This is a genomic window from Mycobacterium sp. M26 (genome assembly GCF_001494595.1).
Lineage (GTDB): Bacteria > Actinomycetota > Actinomycetes > Mycobacteriales > Mycobacteriaceae > Mycobacterium.
On record NZ_LN929907.1, the window covers coordinates 912,365 to 938,856 of the forward strand.

The 26,492-nt window shown below is 69.3% G+C and carries 14 protein-coding genes; all 14 read left to right on the forward strand.

Annotated elements, in window-relative coordinates; all coding sequences use genetic code 11:
• The first annotated feature begins 77 nt into the window (after positions 1–77).
• The 14 genes from BN3385_RS04360 to BN3385_RS04420 are packed head-to-tail and all read left to right on the forward strand — an operon-like array spanning position 78 to position 26,491.
• Positions 78–3,527, forward strand: coding sequence for a non-ribosomal peptide synthetase (locus tag BN3385_RS04360; protein WP_059015375.1), 3,450 nt, complete (start codon positions 78–80; stop codon positions 3,525–3,527).
• A gap of 40 nt (positions 3,528–3,567) precedes the next feature.
• Positions 3,568–9,996, forward strand: a complete 6,429-nt coding sequence (locus BN3385_RS04365) for a non-ribosomal peptide synthetase (RefSeq protein WP_059015377.1) — start codon at positions 3,568–3,570, stop codon at positions 9,994–9,996.
• Positions 9,993–11,528: a condensation domain-containing protein gene (locus tag BN3385_RS29300; protein WP_353612216.1), complete on the forward strand. Its 1,536-nt coding sequence runs from the start codon at positions 9,993–9,995 to the stop codon at positions 11,526–11,528. The genes BN3385_RS04365 and BN3385_RS29300 overlap by 4 nt, the downstream gene beginning before the upstream one ends.
• On the forward strand, positions 11,453–14,338 hold the full coding sequence (locus BN3385_RS04370) for an amino acid adenylation domain-containing protein (protein WP_353612217.1): 2,886 nt from the start codon (positions 11,453–11,455) through the stop codon (positions 14,336–14,338). Before BN3385_RS29300 ends, BN3385_RS04370 begins: the two co-directional genes overlap by 76 nt.
• Entirely contained in the window at positions 14,335–15,621 is a 1,287-nt protein-coding gene (gene mbtG / locus BN3385_RS04375; protein WP_059015379.1) for an NADPH-dependent L-lysine N(6)-monooxygenase MbtG, read from the forward strand. The genes BN3385_RS04370 and mbtG overlap by 4 nt, the downstream gene beginning before the upstream one ends.
• Positions 15,602–15,832, forward strand: coding sequence for an MbtH family protein (locus BN3385_RS04380; RefSeq protein ID WP_059015381.1), 231 nt, complete (start codon positions 15,602–15,604; stop codon positions 15,830–15,832). The genes mbtG and BN3385_RS04380 overlap by 20 nt, the downstream gene beginning before the upstream one ends.
• A gap of 45 nt (positions 15,833–15,877) precedes the next feature.
• Positions 15,878–17,671 carry a type VII secretion AAA-ATPase EccA gene (gene eccA / locus BN3385_RS04385; protein WP_286141632.1) on the forward strand — a complete coding sequence of 598 codons (1,794 nt, stop codon included), beginning with the start codon at positions 15,878–15,880 and terminating at the stop codon, positions 17,669–17,671.
• Positions 17,668–19,212 (forward strand): type VII secretion protein EccB, encoded by a 1,545-nt coding sequence (eccB, locus tag BN3385_RS04390; RefSeq protein WP_059015384.1) that lies wholly within the window; start codon positions 17,668–17,670, stop codon positions 19,210–19,212. The genes eccA and eccB overlap by 4 nt, the downstream gene beginning before the upstream one ends.
• Entirely contained in the window at positions 19,209–23,231 is a 4,023-nt protein-coding gene (gene eccCa, locus BN3385_RS04395; protein ID WP_059015386.1) for a type VII secretion protein EccCa, read from the forward strand. Before eccB ends, eccCa begins: the two co-directional genes overlap by 4 nt.
• Positions 23,228–23,539 (forward strand): PE family protein, encoded by a 312-nt coding sequence (locus BN3385_RS04400; RefSeq protein ID WP_059015388.1) that lies wholly within the window; start codon positions 23,228–23,230, stop codon positions 23,537–23,539. Before eccCa ends, BN3385_RS04400 begins: the two co-directional genes overlap by 4 nt.
• On the forward strand, positions 23,539–25,086 hold the full coding sequence (locus tag BN3385_RS04405; protein WP_059015390.1) for a PPE family protein: 1,548 nt from the start codon (positions 23,539–23,541) through the stop codon (positions 25,084–25,086). The genes BN3385_RS04400 and BN3385_RS04405 overlap by 1 nt, the downstream gene beginning before the upstream one ends.
• Positions 25,083–25,376, forward strand: coding sequence for a hypothetical protein (locus BN3385_RS04410; protein ID WP_059015392.1), 294 nt, complete (start codon positions 25,083–25,085; stop codon positions 25,374–25,376). Before BN3385_RS04405 ends, BN3385_RS04410 begins: the two co-directional genes overlap by 4 nt.
• Positions 25,376–25,663, forward strand: coding sequence for a WXG100 family type VII secretion target (locus BN3385_RS04415; RefSeq protein WP_059015394.1), 288 nt, complete (start codon positions 25,376–25,378; stop codon positions 25,661–25,663). The genes BN3385_RS04410 and BN3385_RS04415 overlap by 1 nt, the downstream gene beginning before the upstream one ends.
• Before the next feature lie 3 nt (positions 25,664–25,666).
• Positions 25,667–26,491 (forward strand): ESX secretion-associated protein EspG, encoded by an 825-nt coding sequence (locus tag BN3385_RS04420; protein WP_059015396.1) that lies wholly within the window; start codon positions 25,667–25,669, stop codon positions 26,489–26,491.
• Position 26,492: the final 1 nt, after the last annotated feature.

The window sequence follows — 26,492 nt, forward strand, 5'->3', positions numbered from 1 at the left end:
AGATAGGGTAGCCTTCCCAAAGTTAGGGCAGGCTACCTCAAAAGTTGGGCGAGGCTACGTTGGATCGGGAGGCGGCGGTGACGACGGGTGCAGACGGCTCACCGCTGCTGACCAGCGCGGAAATCGCAGGCCGCGTCGCCGAAGTTCTCGGGATCGATCCGGCTGCCATCGACCAGGACGGCGATCTGATCGCGCAGGGCCTGGACTCGGTCCGAATGATGTCGCTGGCCGGTCGGTGGCGGCGCGATGGACATGACGTCGACTTCGCCAGGCTCGTCGCGGCGCCCTCGATCCGGGACTGGGTGCATCTGCTGACCGGTACCGACCGCGTCGCACCGCTCGAGTCGTACCGGGCGGCCACCGAGGGGGAGTCGTTCGCTCTCGCGCCGATGCAGCACGCGATGTGGATCGGCAGGCAACCCCAGCAGCCGTTGGGTGGCGTCGCAGGCCACCTCTACGTCGAATTCGACGGTGGCGCCGTCGATCCGGAGCGGCTGCGGGATGCCGCCACCAGCCTGGCCGTGCGGCACCCGATGCTGCGGGTGGAGTTCCTGCCCGACGGACGGCAGCGCATCGGTGCTCCGCCGCTGGAATTCCCGCTGGCGATCAACGATTCTCAGGCGATGGCTGCCGACGAGGTCGAAGGCCGCCTCGCGGCGATCCGGCGCGGCAAGTCGCATCAACAACTGGACGGCCAGGTCTTCGAGCTCACGCTGAGTCTGCTGCCGGGGCAGCGGACCCGCCTGCACGTCGACCTCGACATGCAGGCTGCGGATGCGATGAGCTACCGCACCCTGATGAATGACCTCGCCCTGCTGTACCGGGGCGCGACACTACCCACACTGGGCTACACGTATCAGCAGTACCGGCAGGAGGTTTCGCAGCCACGTGCCGCCGACGCCGACCGCGCGTGGTGGCGCGACCGGTTGGCCGACCTCCCGGACGCGCCCGCACTGCCGCTCGTTCCGCTCGGACAGCAGACCGATCCGCGCCGCACCGAACGTCGCTGGCGCTGGCTAAACCCGGAGATTCGTGACGGCCTGTTCGAACAGGCCAAGCGCCACGGCGTCACCCCGGCGATGGCGCTGGCGGCCTCCTTCGCCGACACCGTAGCCGGCTGGTCCACCGACCCACGGTTCCTGCTCAACGTGCCGATGTTCGGACGGCACCCCGTGCACCCCGATATCGACAACGTGGTAGGCGATTTCACCTCGTCACTGTTGCTCGACGTCGATCTGGCTGCCGCCGCCACCGCGACCCAGCGCGCCCTCGCCCTGCAGCGGACCCTGCACGAATCTGCCGCGCACGCGTCGTATCCGGGACTGTCGGTGCTGCGGGATCTCACCCGGCACCGCGGTGCACAGGCGCTGGCGCCGGTGGTGTTCACCAGCGCCCTCAGTCTCGGCGAGCTGTTCTCCCCGGATGTCACCGCGCAGTTCGGCTCGGCCGTCTGGATCATCTCGCAGGGACCCCAGGTTCTTCTCGATGCGCAGGTGACGGAATTCGACGGCGGCATCCTGCTGAACTGGGACGTCCGCGAAGAGGCATTCCGGCCCGGCGTGATCGACGCGATGTTCGATCGCCACATCGACGAAGTGCTCGCGCTGGCCGCCAACGCCGATGCGTGGGAGGCCGGACGCACGACGCTGTTGCCCGCTGCCCAGCGCGCGACCCGGGAGTCGGTCAACAGCCGGATCACCGAACCCAGCGGAAAGATGTTGCACGACGGCTTCTTCGAGATCGCCGCACGACAACCCGACGCACCGGCGATGTTCAGCGGCTCGCACACCGTCACCTACGGGCAGCTGCGCAGCCAGGCGCTGGCAGTGTCCGCAGCTCTCGCGGCAGCGGGTGTTCGCGCCGGCGATACGGTCGCGGTCCTGGGACCCAAAGGCGCCGAACAGGTTCCGGCCTTGCTGGGAATCCACGCCGCCGGATGCGCGTACCTCCCGGTCGGTGCCGATCAGCCGGCCGAGCGGGCCCAGCGGATCCTTGCCGGCGGTGACGTGGATCTGGTGCTGGTCTGCGGCGACGGGCCGATACCGGACGTGGCGATCCCGGCACTGCGCGTCGCCCACGCCCTCGAACGCGGCACAGCCGACGCTGTCGCGGTGTGCTGCGGAGATCCCAGCCGGTTGGCCTATGTGCTGTTCACCTCCGGTTCCACCGGCGAACCCAAAGGTGTCGAGGTCACCCACGACGCCGCGATGAACACTGTCGAGTTCATCACCGAGCACTTCGGTCTCGGCCCCGACGACCGTTGTCTGTCGGTATCCACGCTGGAATGCGACATCTCGGTCCTGGACATCTTCGCCACCCTCGGCACCGGTGGTGCCATCGTGATGATCGATGAGGAGGATCGCCGCAACCCGGATCACTGGGTGCGACTCATCGAGAGGCACGGCGTCACGGTGCTGCACTTCCTGCCGGGCTGGCTGGCGATGCTGCTCGAGGTCGCCGGGCCCCTGCCTACCGTGCGGGCGGTACCCACCGGCGGTGACTGGGTCACCCCTGCGATGGCGCGACAACTGCGTGATCGTGCCCCGCGGGCCCGGTTCGCCGGCCTCGGTGGCGCCACCGAAACCGCCATCCACAACACCATCTGCGAAGTCGGTGAGGTCCCGGCGAACTGGACTGCCATCCCGTTCGGAAAGCCGTTGCGCAACAACCGCTGTCGCATCGTCGGCCCGACCGGGCGGGACTGCCCGGACTGGGTGGTCGGTGAACTGTGGATCGGTGGGCGTGGCGTGGCCCGCGGGTATCGCGGCCGGCCGGACCTGACCGCCGAGCGGTTCGTCCGTCACGACGGCCTCACCTGGTACCGGACCGGGGATCTCGCCCGGTTCTGGCCGGATGGGACGTGCGAGTTCGTCGGCAGGGCCGATGAGCGGGTGAAGATCAGCGGGTACCGGGTCGAACTCGGCGAGGTGGAAGCGGCGCTGACCAGAATCCCGGGTGTGCGCGCCGCCGTCGCCGCGATCAGCGGCGGTTCACACACCCGGCTGGGCGCAGCCGTCCAGGCCGACGCCGATCAGTGGCAGCCGGACACGCTACGGGCCGCGCTCGCCAATGAGCTTCCCCAGCATATGGTTCCGCACCACCTCGAACTGGTGGCGTCGATTCCCTTCACTCTCGGCGGGAAGGTCGACCGGCGGGCGGTCGCCCGGCTGTTGGCCGAGTCGGCGGACACCGGGACGGCCTACCGTGCCCCGGTTAATCCACTGCAGTCGGCACTGGTTCACATCGTCGCCGAGGTCCTGGAATGCCGCCGGATCGGAGTCGACGACGACTTCTTCGCTCGTGGCGGCGATTCGGTCCTGGCCACCACCGTGGTGGCCCGGATCCGGCAGTGGCTCGACGTGCCCTCGGCCAGCGTGGCCGACATCTTCGCCGGTCGCACCGTCGCGGCCATCGCCGACCGTCTCGGTGCCCTCGATTCACCGCATCGGCTACACGAGGTCGCCGCGGTGTACCTCGACGTCGCCGCGATGGACACCACCCAGGTGGCGGCGGCGCTCGCCGGCTGACGCCGCGGCACCGCCCACCACAGACCTGAGGAAACCCACCATGACCGACGTTCTCGAATCCGACCATCAGCGCTGGGAACTGCTGCGCCGCAGACTCGCCCAGCGAGGCCTGCTCTCCGGAGCTCCCGCCACGGACCCCGCGACCATGACGGACGCCCAGCGCCGGATGTGGTTCGTCCACTCCGTCGATCCCACCGGAGCCCTGCTCAACGTCTGTGTGTCCTACCGCCTCACCGGAGCGTTGGACACCGCTCGGTTGCGGACCGCGCTGGCTGTCGTCACCGGCCGCCACCCGGTTCTGCGCAGCACCTACCGCAGCGGCACGGACGGCGAGCCGGAGATGACGGTGCACGCCGACCTCACCCCGGGCTGGGCTGAGCACGACCTGTCCGAGCTGAGTCCACAAGCCCGCGATCTGCGGCTGGAAGTCATTGCCCAGCGCGTCTTCGGCACGTCGTTCGATCTGAGTACCGAGGCACCCCTGCGCCTCACCGTGGTCCGAATCAGCGCCACCGAGCATGTCGTGCTGCTGACCGCCCACCACATCGCCTGGGACGACGCGTCCTGGCAGGTGTTCTTCACCGACCTCACCCGCGCCTACCAGGGCGCCGATCTCGCACCCGCGCCTGCCGCTCACCCGGTGGCGGGGGACGACGACGCCGACGTCCAGTACTGGCGGGCGGTGCTGGCCGATCCCCCTGAACCCCTCGAACTGCCCGGTCCCAGCGGGTCGGTGGTGCCGCAGACGTGGCGGGCGCAGCGGTGCGCGACTCGGTTGAGCGCCGAGACGGTGCGTGCCGTCCAAGCGCTGGCTGATGCCACCGGCTCGACACCGTATACCGTTCTGCTATCGTCATTTTCGGCGGTGGTGCAGCGCTACACCCATGCCGGCGACTTCCTGGTCGCCACGCCGGTCCTTAACCGGACCTCCGAGGACGTGATCGGTTACTACGGCAACACCGTCGCGATGCGGATGCGCCTGACACCATGGACGAGCTTCCGTGACCTGCTGCACACCGCACGCGACACCGTCCTCGGCGCGTTCGCCCACCAGCGGGTCAACCTCGACCGGGTGGTCCGCGATCTCAACCCTGATCGGCGGCATGGGGTGGAGCGGATGGCCCGGGTCGGATTCGGCATCCGCGAAGCCGACGGCAGCGGGTTCTGCCCGGCCGGGATTCGTTGTGAACGAGCCGATCTGCGTGCTCTGTATGCGCAACTGCCGCTGGGTGTCATGGTCGAGTTCAGCGGTGACGGAGCCCTCATCGAGGCCGAGTACCTCACCGAGGTGATCGACGGCGACCTCGCGCGCCGACTGATCGACAGCTTCACCGTACTGCTCGCCGATGCCCTGGCCAGGCCCGACTGTGCTGTCGCCGACCTCGACCTCGTGACCGCAGCCGATGCCGAATGGCTGGACCGCGTATCGCGGGGTGCCGACTTCGATTGCACACCAGTGACTCTCGGTGCTCTCGTCGCCGAGCGGGCCGCGCAACAACCCGAGGAGACGGCCGTCGTCCACGACGGACGGCACTACAGCTATCGGGAGATCAATGCCGAGGCCAACCGCATCGCGCACTGGCTGATCGCCCGCGGTATCGGCAGCGAGGACCGGGTGGCGGTGCTCCTGGACAAGTCACCGGAACTAGTGAGCACTGCACTGGGCATCGTGAAGGCCGGCGCGGTTTATCTGCCGGTGGACCCGGAGTATCCAGCCGACCGGATCGCCTACATCCTCGGCGATGCCGACCCGGCCATGGTGATCCGGGAGCCGATCGCCGGCACCGAGGGCTTCTCGTCGCAGGAGCCGGCACCGGCCGACCTGCTCCGCCCGCACAGCGCCGCCAACACCGCCTACCTGATCTACACCTCGGGGTCGACCGGACTGCCTAAAGGTGTTGCGGTGCCGCACACCCCGATCACCGAGTACTTCCGGTGGTTCGCCGACGACTACGCGAGCGGCCCGCAGGACCGGCTGCTGCAGGTCGCCTCACCCAGCTTCGATGTCTCGATCGGCGAGATCTTCGGGGTACTCGCCCAGGGCGCCCGGCTGGTGATCCCCCGGCCCGACGGCCTGCGTGACATCGGGTATCTGACCGACCTGCTGCACCGCGAAGCGATCACGGCCATGCACTTCGTCCCCTCGCTCCTCGCGCTGTTCCTCTCCCTGCCCGGGGTCGAGCAATGGCGGACGCTACGCCGGGTGCCGATCGGCGGCGAGGCCCTGCCCGGTGAGCTCGCTGACAAGTTCCACGCCACCTTCGACGCGCTGCTGCACAACTTCTACGGGCCCACCGAAACCGTGCTGAACGCCACCCGATACAAGGTGGAGGGCCGCCAAGGCGTGGGCACCGTGCCGATCGGCACCCCCAAGATCAACACCCGGATTCACCTGCTCGACAAGGCGCTGCGACCCGTCCCGGTCGGCGTGATCGGTGAAATCTATATCGGTGGAACACATCTGGCGCACGGCTACCATCGCAGGTCTGCGCTGACCGCGGAACGGTTCGTCGCCGACCCGTTCACCCCGGGCGGCCGGCTCTACCGGTCGGGTGATCTGGCCCGCCGCACCAGCGACGGCGACCTCGAGTTCGTCGGACGCGCCGACGAGCAGGTCAAGATCCGGGGATTCCGCATCGAACTCGGTGAGGTGGCCGCCGCGATCACCGTCGACCCCAGCGTCGGCACCGCGGTGGTGGTCGCCCGCGATCTGCCGCACCTCGGCAAGAGCCTGATCGCCTACCTCACCGCAACAGCCGGGGAGGACGTCCAGGTCGACCGGATCAAGGCGCGGGTCGCCGCGGCCCTGCCCGAGTACATGGTGCCCACCGCCTACGTCGTCGTGGACGAGATCCCCATCACCGCCAACGGAAAGCTCGACCGTGCGGCGTTGCCTGACCCCGAGATCGTGCCTGCGGCCGTATACCGCGCTCCGGTCACCGACACCGAGCGTGCCGTCGTCGCACTGTTCGCCCGGGTGCTCGGCGTCGACGAGGTGGGTTGCGACGATATGTTCTTCGACCTCGGCGGGCACTCGCTGCTGGCCACGAAGCTCGCCGCGGCCATCCGTACCGAGTTCGACGTCGAGGTCGGCATCCGGGATGTCTTTGAGCGAGGCACCCCCGCGGAAATCGCAGCACTGGTCGACGCCCGGCGCACCACCCCGACGGCGCTGCCCAAACCCGCTGTGATCACCCGCGGCGACGCCGTGGAACCGTCACCGTTGTCGGCCGCGCAACTGCGCAGCTGGTTCCAGTACCGGCTCGACGGGCCGAGCCCGGTCAACAACATTCCCTTCGCCGCCCGGCTGACCGGGCCGTGTGACCTCGATGCTCTGGTCGCCGCGGTCGGCGACGTCATCGCCCGGCACGAGATCCTGCGCACGATCTACCGGGAGATCGAGGGGGTGCCCCAGCAGATTGTCGAAGCGGTCGCGCCGGTGGTCGTACGCCGACTCAGCGGTGCCGACGGGGACTGGCTCACGACACAACTCGACGTCGAGCGCAGCCACTGCTTCGACCTGGAGCAGCAGTGGCCGATCCGGGTGGCGGTGTTGAGCACCGACACCGAACGGGTGTTGTCGATGGTCGTCCATCACATCGCTGCCGACCACTGGTCGGCAGGTGTCTTGTTCGCCGACCTGCTCACCGCGTACCGGTCGCGCCGCGAGCACGGCAGGCCGCCGGGCTGGCCGGCCCTGCCGCTGCAGTACCGCGACTATGCGCAGTTCCAGGGTCAGCTGCTCGCCGATACCGACCTGGTCGCCACGCAGCGAGAGTTCTGGATCAGCCAACTCGACGGTCTGCCGGAGGACACCGGACTGCGCCCGGACTTCTCACGGCCCCCGGTGGCCGGTGGCGCCGCGGCGTCCGTCCCGATCCGGATCGACGCCGCGACCCGTGAGCGGCTCGTCGCGGTGAGCCGCGACCTCGGCATCACCGAGTTCATGCTCCTGCAGGCCGCCGTCGCCGTCGTCCTGCACAAGGCGGGCGGTGGTGATGACATCCCGCTGGGCACCCCGGTTGCCGGCCGAACCCATGCCGAATTCGACGATCTGGTCGGCTTTTTCGTCAACATCCTCGTCCTGCGCAACGACCTGTCCGGGAACCCCACCCTGCGCGACATCCTGGCGCGGGCCCGGCAGACAGCGTTGGCCGCCTACGCCCACCAGGACCTGCCGTTCGACCGGGTGGTCGACGCGGTCAACCCGGTGCGCTCGCTGTCGAGGAATCCACTGTTCGGTGTCGTCGTCCACGTCCGGGAGGAACTGCCGGACCACCAGGTCATCGAGACCGGCCCCGACGGTGACACCGTCTTCTCCGCACTGGAGCCGACATTCGACGTCGCCCACGCCGATCTGAGCGTGAACTTCTTCGTCGGACCCGACGGCTATCGGGGCCACGTCATCTACCGCAGCGAGCTCTACCACCCCGCCACCGCGCAACGATTCACCGAGTGGTTGAGCCGGGTGGTCGAGGCGTTCGCCGCGCACTCGGACGCGCGCCTGCGCGACATCACGCTGCTCGACGGCACCGAGCAGCAGACCATGCTGGCGCAGAGCCGGGGCCCGCACTCACCGGCCGATCGGCCGCGCACAGTTCCGGAACTACTGGAGGACAACTGGCCGACCGACGCAGCCAGGGTGGCCGTCCGGTGCGGCAAAGATCAGATCGACTACGCCGAACTACACCGGCGCTCAGGGCATCTCGCTCAGCTGCTCTCCCGTCACGGTGTCGGGCCGGGTGCGCTGGTCGGGCTGTCGATGCGCCGCGGGATCGACCTGGTGGTCGCTCTGGTCGGCATCATGAAGGCCGGCGCCGGCTTCTTCCCGGTCGATCCCGGCTACCCCGCGGCGCGCAAGCAGTTCCTGCTCGACGATGTCGAGCCTGCCGTCGTCGTGGTGACATCCGACGCCGCCACCACTATGCCGCACGCCGACGGTGTGGCACTGATCTCGATGGACGATCCGGCAGTCTGTGTCGTGCTGGACACCGATCAACCACCGGCGCCCCTGCCGGCGCCGCACCCGGACGACCCGATGTATCTGATGTTCACCTCCGGGTCCACCGGCAAGCCGAAGGGCGTGGTGGGAACCCACCGCGCGATGAGCACCCGGATCACCTGGCAGCTGCGGCATTATCCTTTGTCCGGCAACGATATTCGGCTGGCACAGGCGCCTATGACGTTCCTGGAAGGATGTATCGAGACGTTGGCCGGGCTGGCCGCCGGCGCCACCCTGATCTTCGCCGACGACGCCGAGCATCGTGACGCCGAAGCACTGGCACGGCTGATCGACCAGCATTCGATCGGCCAGGTCACCGCGGTCGCCAGCCTGGCCGCCGCGCTGGTGGAGTGCGCGCCCTACGCGGTCCGCTCCCTGCAGCGGCTGGTCTGCTGCGGCGAGCCTGTCAGTGCCGCCGTGCTGGACCGGTTGGCGTCCTGCGTCGGACCCGACTACAGCGGCGAACTGCTCAACGCGATCGGCGCCACCGAGACCTCCGGCGCACTGGTGCGCGGCCCCTTGGCGATGCCGACGCCGACAATCGGTGTCCCGATGGAGGGTTCTCAGGTCTACCTGCTCGACGACGCGCTCAAGCCCGTCCCGATCGGAGTGGTCGGCGAGTTGTACTACGCCGGTGAGCAACTGGCGCGTGGGTACTGGAACCAGCCGCGCCTGACCGCCACCCGCTTCGTGGCCAACCCCTACGCCGCCGAACCCGGTGCCCGGTTCTATCGCAGCGGTGACCGCGGTCGCTGGACGCCCGACGGCACCCTGGAGTTCATCGGCCGGACCGATCATCAGGTGAAGGTGCGCGGCTTCCGGGTCGAACTGGCCGAAGTCGAGGCCGCACTGAAGCGGGCCGACGGGGTTGCCCTCGCCGCGGCGCGTACCTGGGAGTCACCTGCCGGGACCACCCTGGCGGGCTACGTCGTCGCCGACCCTCCGGTCGACGACCCCGCCGCGTTCACCGCCGGTGTGCGTGCCTGCGTCGCGGCGATCCTGCCCGGATACATGGTGCCCGCCACGATCTCGGTGCTCGATGCACTACCGAAGACCGAGTCGGGAAAGCTCAACCGTCCCGGGCTTCCCCGGCCCGATGTGCACACCACGGGACGGCGCGCACCCGCTGCCACCGCCACCGAGCGGGCCGTGGCTACGGCGATGGGCGGGCTGTTGAACGTCACCGACATCGGGCGGGACGACGAGTTCTTCGCCCTCGGCGGTGACAGCATCCTGTCGGTACAGCTGGCCGCGCGTCTGCGCGCCGCCGGCCTGGCCGTCGACCCGCGAACGATCTTCGAACACCCGACCGTGGCGGGCTTGGCCGCGGCGATCGACACCGCCCCGACGGTGCAGGATGAGACCGAACGGCCCGACACCCGCTATCAGCCGATGGCGGCATCGGGGCTATCCGCTGATGAACTCACCGCGGTGACCGCGTCCTGGTCGAAGGCCCGCACCTCGTGATCACGCCCGACGTCGACGACATCCTGGCCCTCTCACCCCTGCAACTCGGCCTCTACTCCCACGCCACGCTGCTCGGACCCGACGGGGAAGATCCCTACGTCATCGCGATGTCGGCCGACATCACCGGCCCACTCGACGTCGCACTGCTGCGCGACTGCGCGGCGACGATGCTGGACCGCCATCCCAACCTGCGGGCCAGTTTCTGGCACGAAGGGCTGTCCCGGCCCGTCCAGATCGTGCCCGCCGGTGTCGAGCTGCCGTGGCGGCACATCCGCGCCGCGGCCGACCAGGTGACCGGGATCGAGGAGGCCGAACGCCGCAGCCGGTTCACCCTCACCGACGGCCCGCTGATCCGGTTCCTGCTCGTCGAATTGCCCGATCAGACATGGCGATTGGTGATCACGGCACACCATATCGTTATCGACGGTTGGTCGCTGCCGGTGTTCATCGCTGAGTTGCTCACCCTGTATCGCAGCGGCGGCGATTCCGATGCGCTGCCGGCCCCGCGGCTCTACCGCGACTACATCGGCTGGCTCGCGCACCGTGACACCGCGGCCGACGAGCACGTCTGGCGACGGCATCTGGAGGGGCTGCCGGGCCCGACGCTGCTGTCGGCCGCGCTCGGCGGACGGGCCGGGGGACTGCCCACCCGCACCGAGATCGTGTTGGCCGACACAGACACCGAGCGAGTCACCATGGCTGCGCGCCGTCACGGGGTGACCGTGAACACGGTGCTGCAGATGGCGTGGGCGCTGATCGTCTCCCGACTCACCGGACGCGATGACATCGTCTTCGGCGTCACCGTCTCGGGCCGGCCTCCGGAGTTGACCGGCGTGGAGACCATGGTCGGGCTGTTCATCAACACCATCCCCTTACGGGTGAAGCTGGACCCCAGAACAACGGTCGCCCAGCACTGTTCGAACCTGCAGCGCGACGCGGCCGAGCTGCGCGACCACAGCTATCTGACCCACTCCCAGCTGCGCTCACTGGCCGGGGTCGGCGAGATGTTCGACAGCCTGCTGGTGTACGAGAGCTTCCCGCCCGGCGACGTCGTGGGTGGCCGGGAATTCGTCGCGGGTGCGGTGAGCTTCCGGCCCGACGCCATGGAGAGCCTGACCCACTTCCCGGTCACCATCGCCGCGCACCCTGGCCGGACCGGGATGGCGGTGCTGATCGAGGTCACCGACGAGGCCCTCGGACCGATGACGGCGGAGGTGCTGGGTCGCAGGGTCATCGCCACGATGCACCGCCTCCTCGACAGCTGGGATGCCCCACTGGGACAGGTCAGCATTCTGCTGGCCGACGAGGACACCGCCCATCCCGTCACGGCGGGACGGGTCACCGCCGAGCCCGCCGGTGGGGTGGCTCAGCGGGTCGCCACCACCGCAGCCCGGGTCGCCGAATCCACCGCGCTGTCCTCCCGGCGGGACGGGTCACCGCCGAGCCCGCCGGTGGGGTGGCTCAGCGGTTCGCCACCACCGCAGCCCGGTTCGCCGAATCCACCGCGCTGTCCTGGGCGGGTGGCCAACTGAGTTATCGCGAACTCGATGAACGCTCGGATCGCCTGGCCGGCCTGCTCATTCAGTCTGGCGTCTCCCGGGAGACCCCGGTGGCGATCCGGCTGCCCCGGGGCGCGGATTACGTCGTCGCGATCCTCGGCGTACTCAAGGCGGGCGCGACGTACGTGCCACTCGAACCGGGCATGCCGCCCGCGCGGATGGCATCGATGTTGGCCCAGAGCGGGGCCCACCTGGTGATCGACGATGCCACCATAGTCGCCGCCCGACAGGCACCCCGGCGCCTGGTCGCCGTCGAACCCAACCAGGCCGCCTACGTCGTGTTCACCTCGGGAACCACCGGAGAACCCAAGGGCGTCATCGGAACTCACCGAGCCCTGGAGTCCTACCTCGACGACCACGCCGACCGAATGCTGCGGCCCGCGGCCGAGCGTCTCGGTCGACGGCTGCGCATCGGCCACGCCTGGTCGTTCGCGTTCGACGCAGCCTGGCAACCGCTGGCAGGCCTGCTGTTCGGCCACACCGTCCACCTCGTCGGCGAAGAAGACCGCCGCGACGCCGAAGCCCTGGTGGGCGTCGTCGACGAGTACGGGATCGACCTGCTCGACGTCACCCCGTCGCTGTTCGCACACCTGCGCCAAGCCGGTCTACTCGATGTCGGCAAGCTCCACGTCCTGGCCTTGGGTGGTGAGGCGGTCGGTACCGCCGAGTGGGACGACATCCGCAAGACCTGCGCCACCGGCATTCTGGCGGCGCACAACTGCTACGGGCCGACCGAGACCACCGTCGAAGCCGTCGTCGCCGCGATCAGTGAGCACGACACCCCGGTCATCGGCTACCCCACCCAGGGCACCGGCTGCGCCGTACTCGACGCCTGGTTGCACCCGGTACCCGATGGCGTGGTGGGGGAGCTCTACCTCACCGGAGATCAACTGACCCGCGGATACCTGGGCCGGCCTGCCGAGACTGCCGTCCGGTTCGTCGCCGCCGGCGACGGCCGCCGGATGTACCGGACCGGAGACCTGGTGCGGCGCAACGCCGACGGCGCACTGGTGTTCGTGGGTCGCGCGGACGCTCAGATCCAGGTACGCGGGCACCGCGTCGAGCCGGCCGAGATCGAAACGGTTCTGGCCTCGCTACCCGGAGTGCGACATGTCCGGGTCTGCACTCATCAGGATCAGGCCGGACCCCGGCTGATCGCCTACGTGGTCGGCGAGGCAACGGTGCCCAGCCTGCGCACCGAACTGCGTGGCCGGCTGCCCCGCTATCTGCAACCACACCGCATCATCGCGGTCGACACGATCCCGCTGACCACCAACGGCAAAGTGGACGACGCCGCGCTGGCCGCCATGATTGTGCCCGACGACACCCGCACGCCACCGGCCAGCCCGACCGAAGTGCTGCTGGAGCGGTCCGTCGCGGAACTACTGGGCCGCAGCCACATTGACATCGACGCCGAACTGCTCGAGCTCGGACTCGACAGCATCGTCGCCCTGTCACTGGTTCAGATCGCCCGGCGCAGTGGACTGTCCCTGCCCGCGCGGCTCATCCAGGAGAGTGCAACGCTTCGGGAGCTGGCCGCAGCGGTCGACCAGGAGTCCGCCGACGGCGTCGCTGCTGATGAATCGGAACCGGACGGCCCGATTCCCGCGCTGCCCAACGTGCACTGGCTCTACGAGTACGGCGACCCCCGACGGCTGGCGCAGACCCAGGCGATCCCACTGCCGACCGGTATCACGGCAGCCGACCTGCACTCGACGCTGAGCGCTCTCGGCGCGGCCCACCCCATGATCACCAGCCGAATCGACCTGTTGAGCATGGTCTTTCACCCGGGGGAGACCACGGATATCCCGGTCATGGAGTTGGTGGTCGGGGATCTTGCCGATGCGGTCACCGAGCAGGCCGGCGCCGCGATCGACCGCCTCGATCCCCAGCGTGGCCGACTCGCCGAGGCGGTCTGGCTGCACCCGCCCGGCGAGCCGGGGGTGCTGCTGCTGGTGGCCCATGTGCTGGCCATGGATCCGGCATCGTGGCGGATCGCACTCGGTGAGCTCACCGCGGCCCTGGATGCGCCCGAGGGCCATGAGATCCCGGCGGAGCGCATGACCTATCGGCGGTGGGCGCACCGGGCCGTGCGTCGTGCTGCCGATCTGGACACCGTGGACTTCTGGTTGGCTCAACTCCGGGGTGAGGACCCGACGTTGGGTGCCAGGCGAATTCGGCCCGACCGTGATCGGGCCGGTGACCTCGACATCAGCGTCACCGTCACCGAATCGGAGATCACCGCCCGCCTGATGCGGCAGTCGCCCATGCAGGATGTGTTGGCCGACGCCTACGCCCGGACGGTCACCCGGTGGCGCCACCTCCGGGGTCAGTCCGAGGCCATTCCACTGTTGGCACTGGAAACCCATGGGCGTGCGGGCGGTGCCGACGACACCGTGGGTCTGCTCAGCGCCATCTATCCCCTGCGGGTTCGGCCGGGCCAGGACCTCCCTCAGATCGACGGATTGCCCGGCGACTACGCACTCCTGCGCTACCTGCGGGCCGACACCGGCGAGCGGTTGCGCGCCCACCGCGAACCCCAGGTGCTGCTGAACTACCTCGGCCGCCTCCACAGTGCCGGTTCGGTCCTGCCCGCGCTGTCGGCGATACCCGCGCCCGATGCCGCGGTTCGGCACGAACTGACCCTCATCGCCGCGATCACCGACGGTCGGCTGGTCACTCAGTGGCGCACCGTGGCCGGGATTCTGGACCGGTCGGATGTGGTTGAGCTGCAATCACTCTGGCAGTCCGCACTCGGCGAGATCGCCGAGGAGGACCAATGACGCCGCGGTTGGTGATTGTCGGAGCGGGCGCCAAAGCGGTCGCGGTGGCCGCCAAGGCGGCCGTGCTGCGGGAGATGGGCGTGGCCGCACCGGACATCGTGGCCGTCGAGAGTCGGTCGGTCGGTGCCAACTGGAATGCGGTCGGCGGGTGGACCGACGGCAGGCACCGGCTGGGTACCAGCCCGGAGAAGGACGTCGGATTTCCCTACCGCTCGTCGATGGTGCCGGGCCGCAATGCCGAACTCGATCAGCGCATGGCTCAGGTCAGCTGGCAGTCCTACCTCGTGGACCTGGGGAGCTTCGCCGAGTGGGTCGACCGCGGCAAGCCCGCCCCGACTCACGACCTGTGGTCGGACTACCTGCGGTGGGTAGCGCAGAAGTCGCAGTTGGACGTGGTCCACGGCGAGGCGGTCAGGCTGTCACTCGATGGCACGTCGTGGCTGGTGCACACCCACGACGGGTGTCTGCGCGGTGACGCGGTGATGATCACCGGGCCCGGACGGCCGGATCGTTCAGTCCTACCCGGCCACCACCGGGTGCTCTCCATCGCCCAGTTCTGGCAGCGCGCCCAACAGAACCAGCGCATCGACGCCGACCGGGTCGCGGTGATCGGCGGAGGTGAGACGGCCGCAGCCATCCTCGACGAGCTTCTCGGACATCGTGTTTCGGCGATCACCGTGATCGCCCCCCAGGCGACGCTGTTCACCCGCGGCGAGAGCTACTTCGAGAACCGATTGTTCAGCGACCCCACGGAGTGGCCGGGTCTCACCGTCGCGGAGCGCCGGGAGGTGATGATGCGCACCGACCGCGGGGTGTTCTCCGCCCGGGTGCAGGACTCGCTGCTGGCCGATGGCCGGATCCGGCACCTGCGCGGCCGGGTCGCCCACGCGGTGGCCGCCGACGGCCGGATCCGGATCACGTTGCACACCAACCACTGTGGCGAGCGCCTGGAGACTGTGCACGGTTTCGACCTGGTCATTGACGGGTCCGGGGCCGACACGTCATGGTTCACTTCCCTGCTCGGTCAGGATGCCCGGGACCTGATCGAGGTCGCCCTGACCTCACCGGTGACCGGTGATCGACTTCAACATGCCGTCGGTGCCGACCTGGCACTGACCGGGGTGTGGCCGAAGCTGTTCGTCCCGAATCTGTCCGGACTGGCCCAGGGCCCCGGCTTCCCGAACCTGAGCTGTCTGGGTCTGTTGTCCGACCGCATCCTGGGCGCAGATCTGCGCCCGGCCCCACCGAAGAACAGGAGAACCCATGAGCACCAACCCGTTTGACGATGAGCAGGGCGAGTTCTATGTCCTGATCAACCACGAGGAACAGCACAGCCTGTGGCCGACATTCGCCGAGGTTCCCGCCGGGTGGCAGGTGGTCTTCGGTGCGGCGGGCCGCACCGACTGCCTGGACTTCGTCGAACAGAACTGGCCGGACATCCGGCCGAAGAGCCTGCGCGAGGGAGGCCTCGACAGTGCCGTCGCGCGGTGCTAACTTCCTCAAGTTAGTTTAGGCAACCCTAAGTGAAAGGTTCGGTTGGTGCGGGTGGATGCGGAGCTGGTCAGCCGGTTCGCGCACTGTTGCAGGGCGCTCGGCCTTGCGGTGTACGACCGCCGCCGGCCCGCCGACATCGCGGCGGCACGGCAAGGTTTCACCGAGCTGACCCGCATCGCCCACGACCAGTGTGATGTGTGGACAGGCTTGGCAGCCTCGGGCAGCGTCACGCCTGATGTGCTGGCCGCCATCGTCCGTACCGCCGATACCAGCGGCGTACTGCAGCGCCGTATCGAACTTCCTACCGCGGCGCTCGGGTTCGAGTACGACACCGGGCTCTATCTGCGCTTCCGGGCCACCACCCCGGACGAGTTCACCCTGGCTCGGGCGGCAGCGCTGGCCATCGATGACCAGTTGGCCGCCGCGGACCAGTTGCTCGCCGGGATCAGGTCCAGATGGCCCGAGTGGCATCAGGCGCAATGGGTCGACGCCGCCCTGCACCACCGGGCCCAACGCTGGTCGGACGTCGTCAGGCTGCTGACCCCGATCGTGACCGACCCTGAGCTGGAACCGACGTTCGCGCACGCCGCGAGAGTGACCCTCGGTATCGCGCTGGCGCGGCTGGGCATGTTCGCCCCCGCGCTGTCGCATCTCGACGACCCCGACGGTCCGGTCACGCTGGCGGTCCACGACGGCGCGCTGACCAAGGCACTGTCGCTACGCGCCTACGGCGACGAGGATTCCGCGGCCGACGTCCTGCACGAGCTGTACGCCGCGGACCCGGGTAACGAGCAGGCGCAGACCGCATTGTCGGATCCGAGCTTCGGCATCCTCACCACGACTGCGGCCCGGATCGAGGCCAGGACCGATCCGTGGGATGTCGAAACCGAACCCACCGCAGGCGATTTCATCGACCCGGATGCGGAGGAACGCAAAATCTCGCTGCTGGCGCAGGCCGAGCGGGAACTGGCCGAGTTCATCGGTCTCGACGAGGTCAAGGATCAGGTTGCCCGGTTGAAGTCGTCGGTGGCCATGGCGCTGCGTCGCGAGGAACGGGGGCTTGCCGTCGGCCAGCGCACCCATCACCTGGTGTTCGCCGGTCCGCCGGGAACCGGCAAGACGACGATCGCCCGGGTGGTCGCCAAGATCTATTGCGGGCTGGGACTTCTCAAACGCGAGAACATCCGCGAGGTACACCGGGCCGATCTGATCGGTCAGCACATCGGCGAGACCGAGGCCAAGACCAACGCCGTCATCGACAGTGCGCTCGACGGTGTGCTGTTCCTCGACGAGGCCTACGCCCTGGTGGCCACCGGCGCCAAGAACGATTTCGGACTGGTCGCCATCGACACCCTGCTGGCCCGGATGGAAAACGACCGCGACCGGCTGGTGGTGATCATCGCCGGCTACCGGGCCGACCTCGACCGGTTCCTGGACACCAACGAGGGTCTGCGCTCGCGGTTTACCCGCAGCATCGTCTTCCCGTCCTACACCGCTGCGGAGCTCGTCGAGATCGCCGTGGCGATGGCCGCCGCCCGCGACAGTGTCTTCGACACGTCCGCGCTGGCGGATCTCGAAGCGCTCTTCGCGCAGCTGGCCAGCTCAAGCACGCCGGACTCCACCGGCGTCGCCCGGCGCAGCCTGGATATCGCGGGCAACGGCCGCTTCGTGCGCAACGTCGTCGAACGCTCCGAGGAGGAACGCGAATTCCGGCTCGATCACACCGACCTGGCCGGTACGGACTTCACCGACGAGCAGCTCATGACGATCACGGCGGCCGATGTTCGTAGCTCGGTGGTCCCGCTGTTGCGGGGCCTGGGGCTGTTGGTCCCGGCATGACGCGCACCCCACCCGAGGATGACCGGCGGTCGTTCTCGTCGCGAACGCCCGCGAGCCGCAACCCCGACCAGGTGACCTACCGGCGCGGGTTCATCACCCGCCACCAGGTCACCGGATGGCGTTTCGTGCTGCGGCGCATCGCCGCCGGGCTCGCGCTGCACGACACCCGGATGCTGGTGGACCCGCTGCGCACCCAAACCCGCGCGGTGCTGATGGGGGTGCTGCTGGCGGTGACCGCCGTGCTGGGCTGCCTGGTGTTCTCGTTCCTGCGACCGGGCGGAGCACCCGGTAACGACCCGGTGCTCGCCGACCGGTCCACCGCCGCGCTGTATGTGCGGCTGGATGGCTCGCTGCACCCGGTGCTCAACCTCGCCTCGGCGCGCCTGGCGGTCGGTCGACCGGTGGACCCGGCCCTCGTCGCCGGCGATCAGCTGGACACCTTCCCCCGCGGCAACACCATCGGCATTCCGGGAGCGCCGGAACGGCTGGTGCAGAATGCATCTCGGGACGCCGACTGGGCGGTGTGCGACGGAGTCGGACCCGACCCGGACGCGTCGGGCGTCACGGTGATCGCCGGCGCCGTCGACCGCGGTGGTCCGCGGGCAGACACCCTGGCTGCCACCGACGCCATCCTTGTCGACGGCCCCCAGGGATCCTGGTTGCTGTGGAACGGGCGGCGCAGCGCCGTCGATCCGGCCGACCGGGCGGTGGCCGATGCCCTCGGCCTCCCGACGCCCGGGACAGCCAGCCGACCCATCTCGCCGGGGCTGTTCAATGCCATCCCCGAAGGTCCGCCACTGCGGGCACCGCAGATCCCGGGAGCGGGGCTGGCACCGACATTCGCGCTGCCGGTGCCCGCGCCGGTAGGGGCGGTGGTGCTCTCCTACCGCACGGACGGCACTGCAATGAACTATGCAGTGCTGCCCGACGGGCTGCAGCCCGTCACTCCGGTCCTGGCTGCGATCCTGCGCAACACCGACTCCTACGGGCTGGCGCAGCCACCGGTGCTCGACGCCGATGATGCTGCCCGGCTGCCGACCTCGACACTGCTCGATGTGGAGGCCTACCCCGTCCAACCCGTCGACCTGGTCGCTGCCGACAGCCACCCGGTCACCTGCGCACGGTGGGAGCGGGCCGCCGGCGCGACAACCAGTTCCCTGACGCTGCTGTCGGGCGCGGTGCTGCCCGTCCCGGACGGTGCGCAACCACTGGATCTCGTCGGCGGGGCGGACACGAATACCGCACGCCGGGTAGTGGTTTCGCCGGGCCGCGGCTATCTGGTCCAGACCGTCGGCCAGCAGCCGGCCTCGCCGCCGGCGGGAGCACGGTTCTGGATCTCCGACACCGGAGTGCGCTACGGCATCGGCACAGACGCGGCGAGTACCGACAATGCCCTCGCCGCATTGGGTCTCCATCAACCGGCGCTGCCCATCCCGTGGTCCGTGCTGACCCTGTTCGCTCCCGGTCCCGCGTTATCCCAGGCCGACGCCCTGGTCGCGCATGACGCCGTCGGGCCTGCACTGCCCCAGGAGGCCCGATGACCCGGCTGATCTTCGAGACCACCCGGCGACTGCCCGGACCACCAACAGTGAACGACACCATCGTGATTGAGCCACCTCCCGAGCTGCCCAGGGTGGTGCCGCCCTCGCTGCTGCGCCGCGCGCTGCCCTACCTCATCGTCCTGCTGATCGTCGGCATGATCATCGCGATGGTGGCCACCGGGATGCGATTGATCTCGCCGCAGACCCTGTTCTTCCCATTCGTGTTGCTGCTGGCGGCGACCGCGCTCTACCGCGGCACCGACAACAAGATGCGGACCGAGGAGGTCGACGCAGAGCGGGCCGACTATCTGCGCTACCTGTCGACCATCCGCGACAACGCGCGCAGCGCCGCGGCGGCCCAACGGGCCGCGCTGCTGTGGTCGCACCCTTCCCCCGGCACACTGGCGGCGGTGGCAGGAACCCACCGGCAGTGGGAACGCGACCCGCACGACAGCGACTATCTGATCCTGCGCGCCGGCCTGCACACCGTCGCCCTGAACACCGCGCTTCGAGTCAAGGACGCTGCCGACGAGATCGACCTGGAACCGGTATCGCACAGCGCGTTACGGGCACTGCTGGACGCCCAGCGCACCGTGCGTGATGCGCCGCGCGGGATCGATCTGAAGGCCGTCTCCCGCATCACGGTCATCGGTGAGCGCGCCCAGGTGCGGGCGGCCCTGCGAGCCTGGCTGGCCCAGGCCGTCATCTGGCACGACACCACCTCCCTCGGCGTGGCCTTGGCCAGCCCCGAACTCGAGTCGCCGGACTGGGCCTGGCTGAAGTGGCTGCCCCACACCGACGCCGGGGGACGGCTGGACGGTTGCGGGCCCGCCCGCCACCTCGCGCCGAGTACCGAGGACCTGATTACCGCGCTCGGACCGGAACTGGCCCACCACCCGCATTTCGGCGCTGAGCCGGCCGAGCCGCACCGCCATCTGCTCATCGTGATCGACGATCCCGCGCAACCAGTGCAGGATTCGGTGCTGGCGGACGGTCGCGCCGGAGTCACCGTGATCGAGATCGCCGGAACCGACGCCGTGTCGCGCCCGGGCCGCTATGCCGATCCGGAGCAGCCCGTCCTGCGGATAGCCGACGGGACGATCACCCGGTGGGACGGCGAGGGCTGGCAGCCGTTCGTCACGCACGCCGACCAGATGACCCAGCCCGAGATCACCCACCTCGCGCGTGCGGTAGCGCGGTGGGACGCCACGCCGATCCATCGGGGCCTGCGCACGGCGGCACACCGGGGCGCGACGTTCACCACGCTTCTGGGTATCCCGGATGCCTCCGCGCTCGACGTCGCCGACCTGTGGGCGCCGCGACCCCGCGACGAGGAGTTGCGGGTGCCCATCGGTGTCACCGCCACCGGCGAGCCGCTGTACTTCGACCTCAAGGACGAAGCCGAAGGCGGGATGGGTCCACACGGCCTGATGATCGGTATGACCGGTTCCGGAAAGTCCCAGACACTGATGTCGATCCTATTGTCGCTGTTGACAACTCATAGCGCCGATCGGCTGATCGTGATCTACGTCGACTTCAAGGGCGAGGCCGGTGCCGACATCTTCCGGCACTTCCCGCAGGTCGTCGCCGTCATCTCCAATATGGCGGAGAAGAAGTCACTGGCCGACCGCTTCGCCGACACCCTGCGCGGTGAGGTGGCCCGCCGCGAGACCCTGCTGCGCGACGCCGGCCGGCAGGTGCAGGGCAGCGCGTTCAACTCGGTGGCCGAATACGAGGCCGCGCGCCCCGCGGCCGAGGCCGCCGGCATCGACCTGCCCCCGCTGCCCACGCTGTTCGTCGTCGCCGACGAGTTCACCCTGATGCTGGCCGAACACCCCGAGTACGCCGACCTGTTCGACTACGTGGCGCGCAAAGGCCGGTCGTTTCGCATCCACCTCCTGTTCGCCTCGCAGACCCTGGACATCGGCCGCATCAAGGACATCGACAAGAACACCTCCTACCGGATCGCGCTCAAAGTGGCCAGCGCAGCCACCTCGCGACAGATCATCGGTGTCGAAGACGCCTATCACCTGGAATCCGGTCGAGAACACAAAGGTGTTGGCTTCCTGGTGCCGGCGCCGGGGGCGGCACCGGTCAAGTTCCGCAGCACCTACGTCGACGGCATCTACGATCCGCCGCGGTCGGCCGGCTCCTACCTGGTCCCCGCGGCACCCGAGCCGGTGCTGTTCACCGCGGCGCCGGTGGCGCTGCACGAAGACGTCGTGGTCCTGCCCAGCGCGGAGCGTGAACCGGCCGGAGCCGCCCGCAAGCTGATCGCCACCATCGGCGATCAGTTGGCGCAATACGGTCCCACGGCGCCGGCGCTCTGGTTGCCGCCGCTGGACGATCCGATCCCGCTGAGCGGTCTGCTTCGGGATGCCGCCGTCCCGGCGCGTCAGTGGCGCTGGCCGCTCGGTGAGATCGACCGGCCCTTCCACATGCGGCGTGATCCGCTGGTCTTCGACGCCGCCTCCGCAGCGGGCAATATGGTGATCCACGGCGGGGCCAAGTCCGGAAAGTCCACGGCGCTGACGACATTCGTACTGTCCGCCGCTGAACTACACTCGCCGCGCGAGGTCACCTTCTACTGTCTGGACTACGGCGGCGGGCGCCTTCACGCCCTGGCTGGACTGGCCCACGTGGGCAGCGTCGCCACACCACTGGAACCGGAACGGATCCGGCGGACGTTCGGCGAACTGGCGCAGCTGTTGCGCGCCCGCCAACAGCGCACCCGCCCGGACGCCGGCCAACCCGACGGCCATCAGGACGGCTATCAGGACGGCTATGGCGAAGTCTTTCTGGTGATCGACAGCCTGTACGCCTTCGGCCGCGACAACACCGACCAGTTCAACACCCGCAACCCGCTGCTGGCCGAGGTCACCGAACTGGCCAACACCGGACTGGCCTACGGCATCCACGTCGTGGTCACCACCCCGAACTGGCTGGAGGTGCCCCTGGCGATGCGCGACGGGCTGGGACTTCGCCTGGAGTTGCGGCTGCCCGATCCCCGGGACAGCAATGTGCGCGTTTCCGGCAGCCTGCGCCGGCCCTCTGAGACAGTGCCCCATGACCAGCCGGGCCGCGGGCTGACGATGGCCGGCGAGCACTTCCTGCTCGCCGAGCCCGATCTGGGCCGCATTCCCCAGATCAACGCCCGCTACCCGGACCAGCTCGCCCCACCGGTGCGGTTGCTACCCGCCGACCTCGACCCGGCGACCGTCGCACCGGTGTTCCGGGGCGGCGAGCGTGTTGTGCTCGGACAGCGTGAGGCCGATCTGGCCCCCGTCGTCCACGACTTCGCCCAGCACCCGCTGCTGATGGTGTTCGGCGACAGCAGGTCCGGGAAGACGACGCTGCTGCGCCATCTGATCCGGACCATCCGGGACCACACCACCGCCGACGACGTCGCCTTCACGGTGTTCGACCGCCGGGTGCACCTCGTCGACGAGCCGCTCTTCGACGACAACGAATACAGCGCCGACATCGACCGGATCACCCCCGCGGTGATGGGTCTGGCCGCGCTCCTGGGCACCCGTCGCCCCCCGGCCGACGTCACGGCCGCCGACCTGGCGACCTGGCGGACGAGGTCCGAAAGCCATTGCCTGCCAGTGCACTACCTGATCGTCGACGATGTTGACCAGATCCCCGACGGGCCCGCCCTGAGCGGGCCGTATGCCGGGCACCGGCCCTGGACGCCGCTGCTGAGCCTGCTGTCGGCGGCCGGCGACCTGGGCCTGCGGGTCATCGTCACCGGCCGTGCCGCCGGATCCGCGCACGCGTTGATGACCAATCCGCTGCTGCGGCGGATGGGCGATCTGCAAGCGCACGTCCTGATGCTGTCCGGCAACCCCGCCGATGGCGCCAAGATCCGCGGACACCGGTTCTCCCGCCTGCCCGCCGGACGTGCCCTGCTGCTGGGCGGCGGCGCCAGTGGTGATGGTGGGGACCACATCCAATTGGTCAATCCATTCAGACACGTACACAGCACATCTGAGAGCCGAGAGGGGTATCCGTCATGACCCTGCGCGTCGTCCCCGAGGGCCTTGTCGCCGCGAGTGTCGCCATCGAAGCACTGGCCGCCCGGGTGGCGGCCGTGCACGCCGGCGCCGCTCCGGTGGTGACTGCCGTGGTGCCCCCCGGCGCCGACCCCGTCTCGCTGCAGACCGCGGCCGGGTTCAGCGCTCAGGGCGCCGAGCATGCCGCGGTATCCGCTCAGGGCATCACCGAGCTGGTGCGGGCCGCGATCGCGGTCGCCGAGTCCGGTACCGGCTATGCGGCCACCGACGCCGCAGCCACCTCCTCCTACGTGATGGCGCGGGGCGGCTGATGACCGCCCCAATCTGGATGGCGAGCCCACCGGAGATCCACTCGGCACTGCTCAGCGCCGGTCCCGGTCCCGGTCAGCTGCTGGCCGCCGCCACGGCATGGACCGCGCTGAGCGTCGAATATTCCGCAGCCGCAACCGAACTGACCTCGATCCTCGCCGATGTACAGACCGGTTCCTGGCAAGGCCCCAGTGCGCAGCGATATGAGAGCGCACACGTTCCCTACCTCACGTGGCTCGAGCAGGCCAGCGTCGACAGTGCTGCGGTCGCGGCCCAGCACGAGACGGCGGCGGCCGCCTACGCCACCGCTCTGGCCACCATGCCCACCCTCGCCGAGCTGGCCGTCAACCACGCGACTCACGCAGTGTTGTTGGGCACCAACTTCTTTGGCATCAATACCATCCCGCTGGCCCTCAACGAGGCCGATTACGTCCGGATGTGGGTCCAGGCAGCCACGGTGATGGCCGTCTACCAGGCTGTAGCCGGAACCGCACTGGCCGCGGCTCCGCGCATCGCCCCCGCGCCGCCGATCGCCGCACCCGGAGCCGAGGCACTCGCGCTGACCGACCTCGGTACCGGCACTGCCGCGCAGGCCCAGGCAAGCGATTCCGGCTCGGCCCTCACCGAGTCGAACGTCATCGTCGACATGCTGGAGTCCTACATCAAGTCGCTGCCCGGCGGCGACCTCATCTGGGACTTCCTGACCAATCCGGTCTCCACCATCCAGCAGATACTGATCGACTTCGCCACCAACCCCGCACAGGCGCTGGTCACCTGGGGGCCGCTGCTGTCCGCGCTGCTCTATCAGGCCATCTTCCAACCACTCGGCTGGACCACCTGGGGCCTGGCGCTGGCCTCACCCTTCCTGATCCCGCTGGCTCTCGGTGCAGCGCTACCGCTGCTGGGTTTGCTGGCCATTCAGGGACCGGTCGCCACACCTGCGCCCGTCGCCGAAACGGCACCGGCATCCCCTGCACCACAACGGGTCTCGCCGATCGCCATCTCCACCGCATCCCCGGGCGCTCCCGCGACCGCCCCGGCGTCGGCGGCAGGAACGGCTGCCCCCGCGTCCACGCCCGCACCGTCTGCCCCGGCCCCCGTCGCCCAGGGCATGTTCTACGCGGTAGCCGGCCCGGAGCCGGACGACGGACCCGGGCCGACGTTCACCGAAGGCAGCGGAAGCAAGGCCCCGGTGTCCGAGGCAGCGCCCGCCGCCGCGGTCGTGGCCGGCCAGCGCACCGCCGCCCGTGCCCGGCGGCGGGCCCAGCAGGCCAAGGATCGCGGCCACCGCGACGAGTACATGGATCTCGACAGCGGCCCCGCCGAGTCCGAATCGACTGCGCCCCCGTCGGTCACCACCTCCAACCGCGGCGCCGGACCGATCGGATTCAGCGGTACCGAAACCCGCACCCGCCGAGCCGAGGTCGCCGCTGGGCTCACCGAGTTGTCGGCCGGAACCCTCGACGAGCGCCCCACCATGCCGATGCTCCCAGCCACCTGGGACACCGACGACGAACCCAACGCCAAGATGATTGGAGAAACACCGTGAGCATGCTTGATGCCCATATCCCGCAGATTGTCGCCGCCGAGGCGGCCTTCGGCGCCAAGACGGCGCTGATGCGCAGCACGATCGCCCAGGCCGAGCAGGCCGCCATGGCTGCCCAGGCGTTCCACATGGGCGAGTCCGCTGCCGCGTTCCAGGTATCCCACGCCCGGTTCGTCGAGGTCGCCGCGAAGGTGAACTCGCTGCTCGATATCGCCCAGGTGAACCTCGGCGACGCCGGCGCCAGCTACGTCGCCGAAGATGCCGCCGCCGCAACGACATACGGAGGATTCTGATGTCCCAGATCATGTACAACTACCCGGCCATGCTCGGGCACGCCGCCGAGATGGCCGGCTACGCGGGCACACTGCAGGCCGTCGGAGCCGACATCGCCACCGAACAGGCCGCCCTGCAGGGTGCCTGGCAGGGCGATACCGGCATGACCTACCAGGCCTGGCAGGCGCAGTGGAACCTGGCGATGGAGGAACTGGTGCGCGCCTACCGGGCGATGGCCACCACCCACGAGACCAACACGCTGTCGATGAACGCTCGGGATCAGGCCGAGGGTGCCAAGTGGGGATGAGACGTGACCGCACCTGATGCGGTCGAACTCACCGCGGACGCCGCGTGGCTTCTCGCGGAAAGCCTTGGTGCCGGATCCTTTCCGTGGGTCCTGGCGATCACCGGCCCGCACGACCGGTCGCAGAACGCGAGTGTGTGCGAGGAGATGACCGAACTGGGCGTGCTGCTGCCCAACGGAGCGGTACACGCCGCGGTGGCGCGCTGGATCCGCACGGCCTGCGCACCGCAGGCCTGGCTGGAACTGCGGTATGTGCGCGACCGCGGAGCAGCAGTCCTACGCGGATTGGTAGCGCGGCGGGCCGATCACACCGTCGTGGTGCTGCGCAGCGGCCCCCTGGTCACTGTGTCCGAGCTGCCCATCAGCGACGCGGCGTTCCTGGTTCCCGCCGTCACCGCCCCACTGCGGCATCGCACACCGGCGAGGTTCACCGAGTTCATCCTTCCGACGCGGGTGGGTGCCCGCGCCGATGAGCGGTTGCGGGCCGGTGCCGATGTCGATGCCGTGCTCGACGAGTTGGGTGTGCCGCCGTCCGCGGCCGCGGTGGTGCGCTCGGTGTTCACCGGCGGCAGCGACTACCTCGAGATTCGGGCCGGGTGTGCGCGCGACGGCCGCCACCAGCTGTCCGAGGTGGGGATCGGGATCGTCGACACCCCGGCCGGCCGGCTGCTGGTCAGCCCGCAGCAGGCCGAGGACGGGACGTGGCTGTCCAGCTTCGCGCCCGCAACCCCGTTCGCCATCGCCGCCGCGCTGGACCGGTTGACCGACACCCTGCCCGCCGGGCGATGGTTCCCGTCGGCCGTGCTGACCCGCGACTTCGCCGCCCCTTGAT

Bases quoted from the DNA above. Each gene is read 5' to 3' on its own strand.
- BN3385_RS04380 (WP_059015381.1), top strand. From the start codon at position 15,602: ATGAGCACCAACCCGTTTGACGATGAGCAGGGCGAGTTCTATGTCCTG.
- BN3385_RS04400 (WP_059015388.1), top strand. From the start codon at position 23,228: ATGACCCTGCGCGTCGTCCCCGAGGGCCTTGTCGCCGCGAGTGTCGCC.
- BN3385_RS04365 (WP_059015377.1), top strand. From the start codon at position 3,568: ATGACCGACGTTCTCGAATCCGACCATCAGCGCTGGGAACTGCTGCGC.
- BN3385_RS04415 (WP_059015394.1), top strand. From the start codon at position 25,376: ATGTCCCAGATCATGTACAACTACCCGGCCATGCTCGGGCACGCCGCC.
- BN3385_RS04405 (WP_059015390.1), top strand. From the start codon at position 23,539: ATGACCGCCCCAATCTGGATGGCGAGCCCACCGGAGATCCACTCGGCA.
- eccB (WP_059015384.1), top strand. From the start codon at position 17,668: ATGACGCGCACCCCACCCGAGGATGACCGGCGGTCGTTCTCGTCGCGA.
- mbtG (WP_059015379.1), top strand. From the start codon at position 14,335: ATGACGCCGCGGTTGGTGATTGTCGGAGCGGGCGCCAAAGCGGTCGCG.
- eccCa (WP_059015386.1), top strand. From the start codon at position 19,209: ATGACCCGGCTGATCTTCGAGACCACCCGGCGACTGCCCGGACCACCA.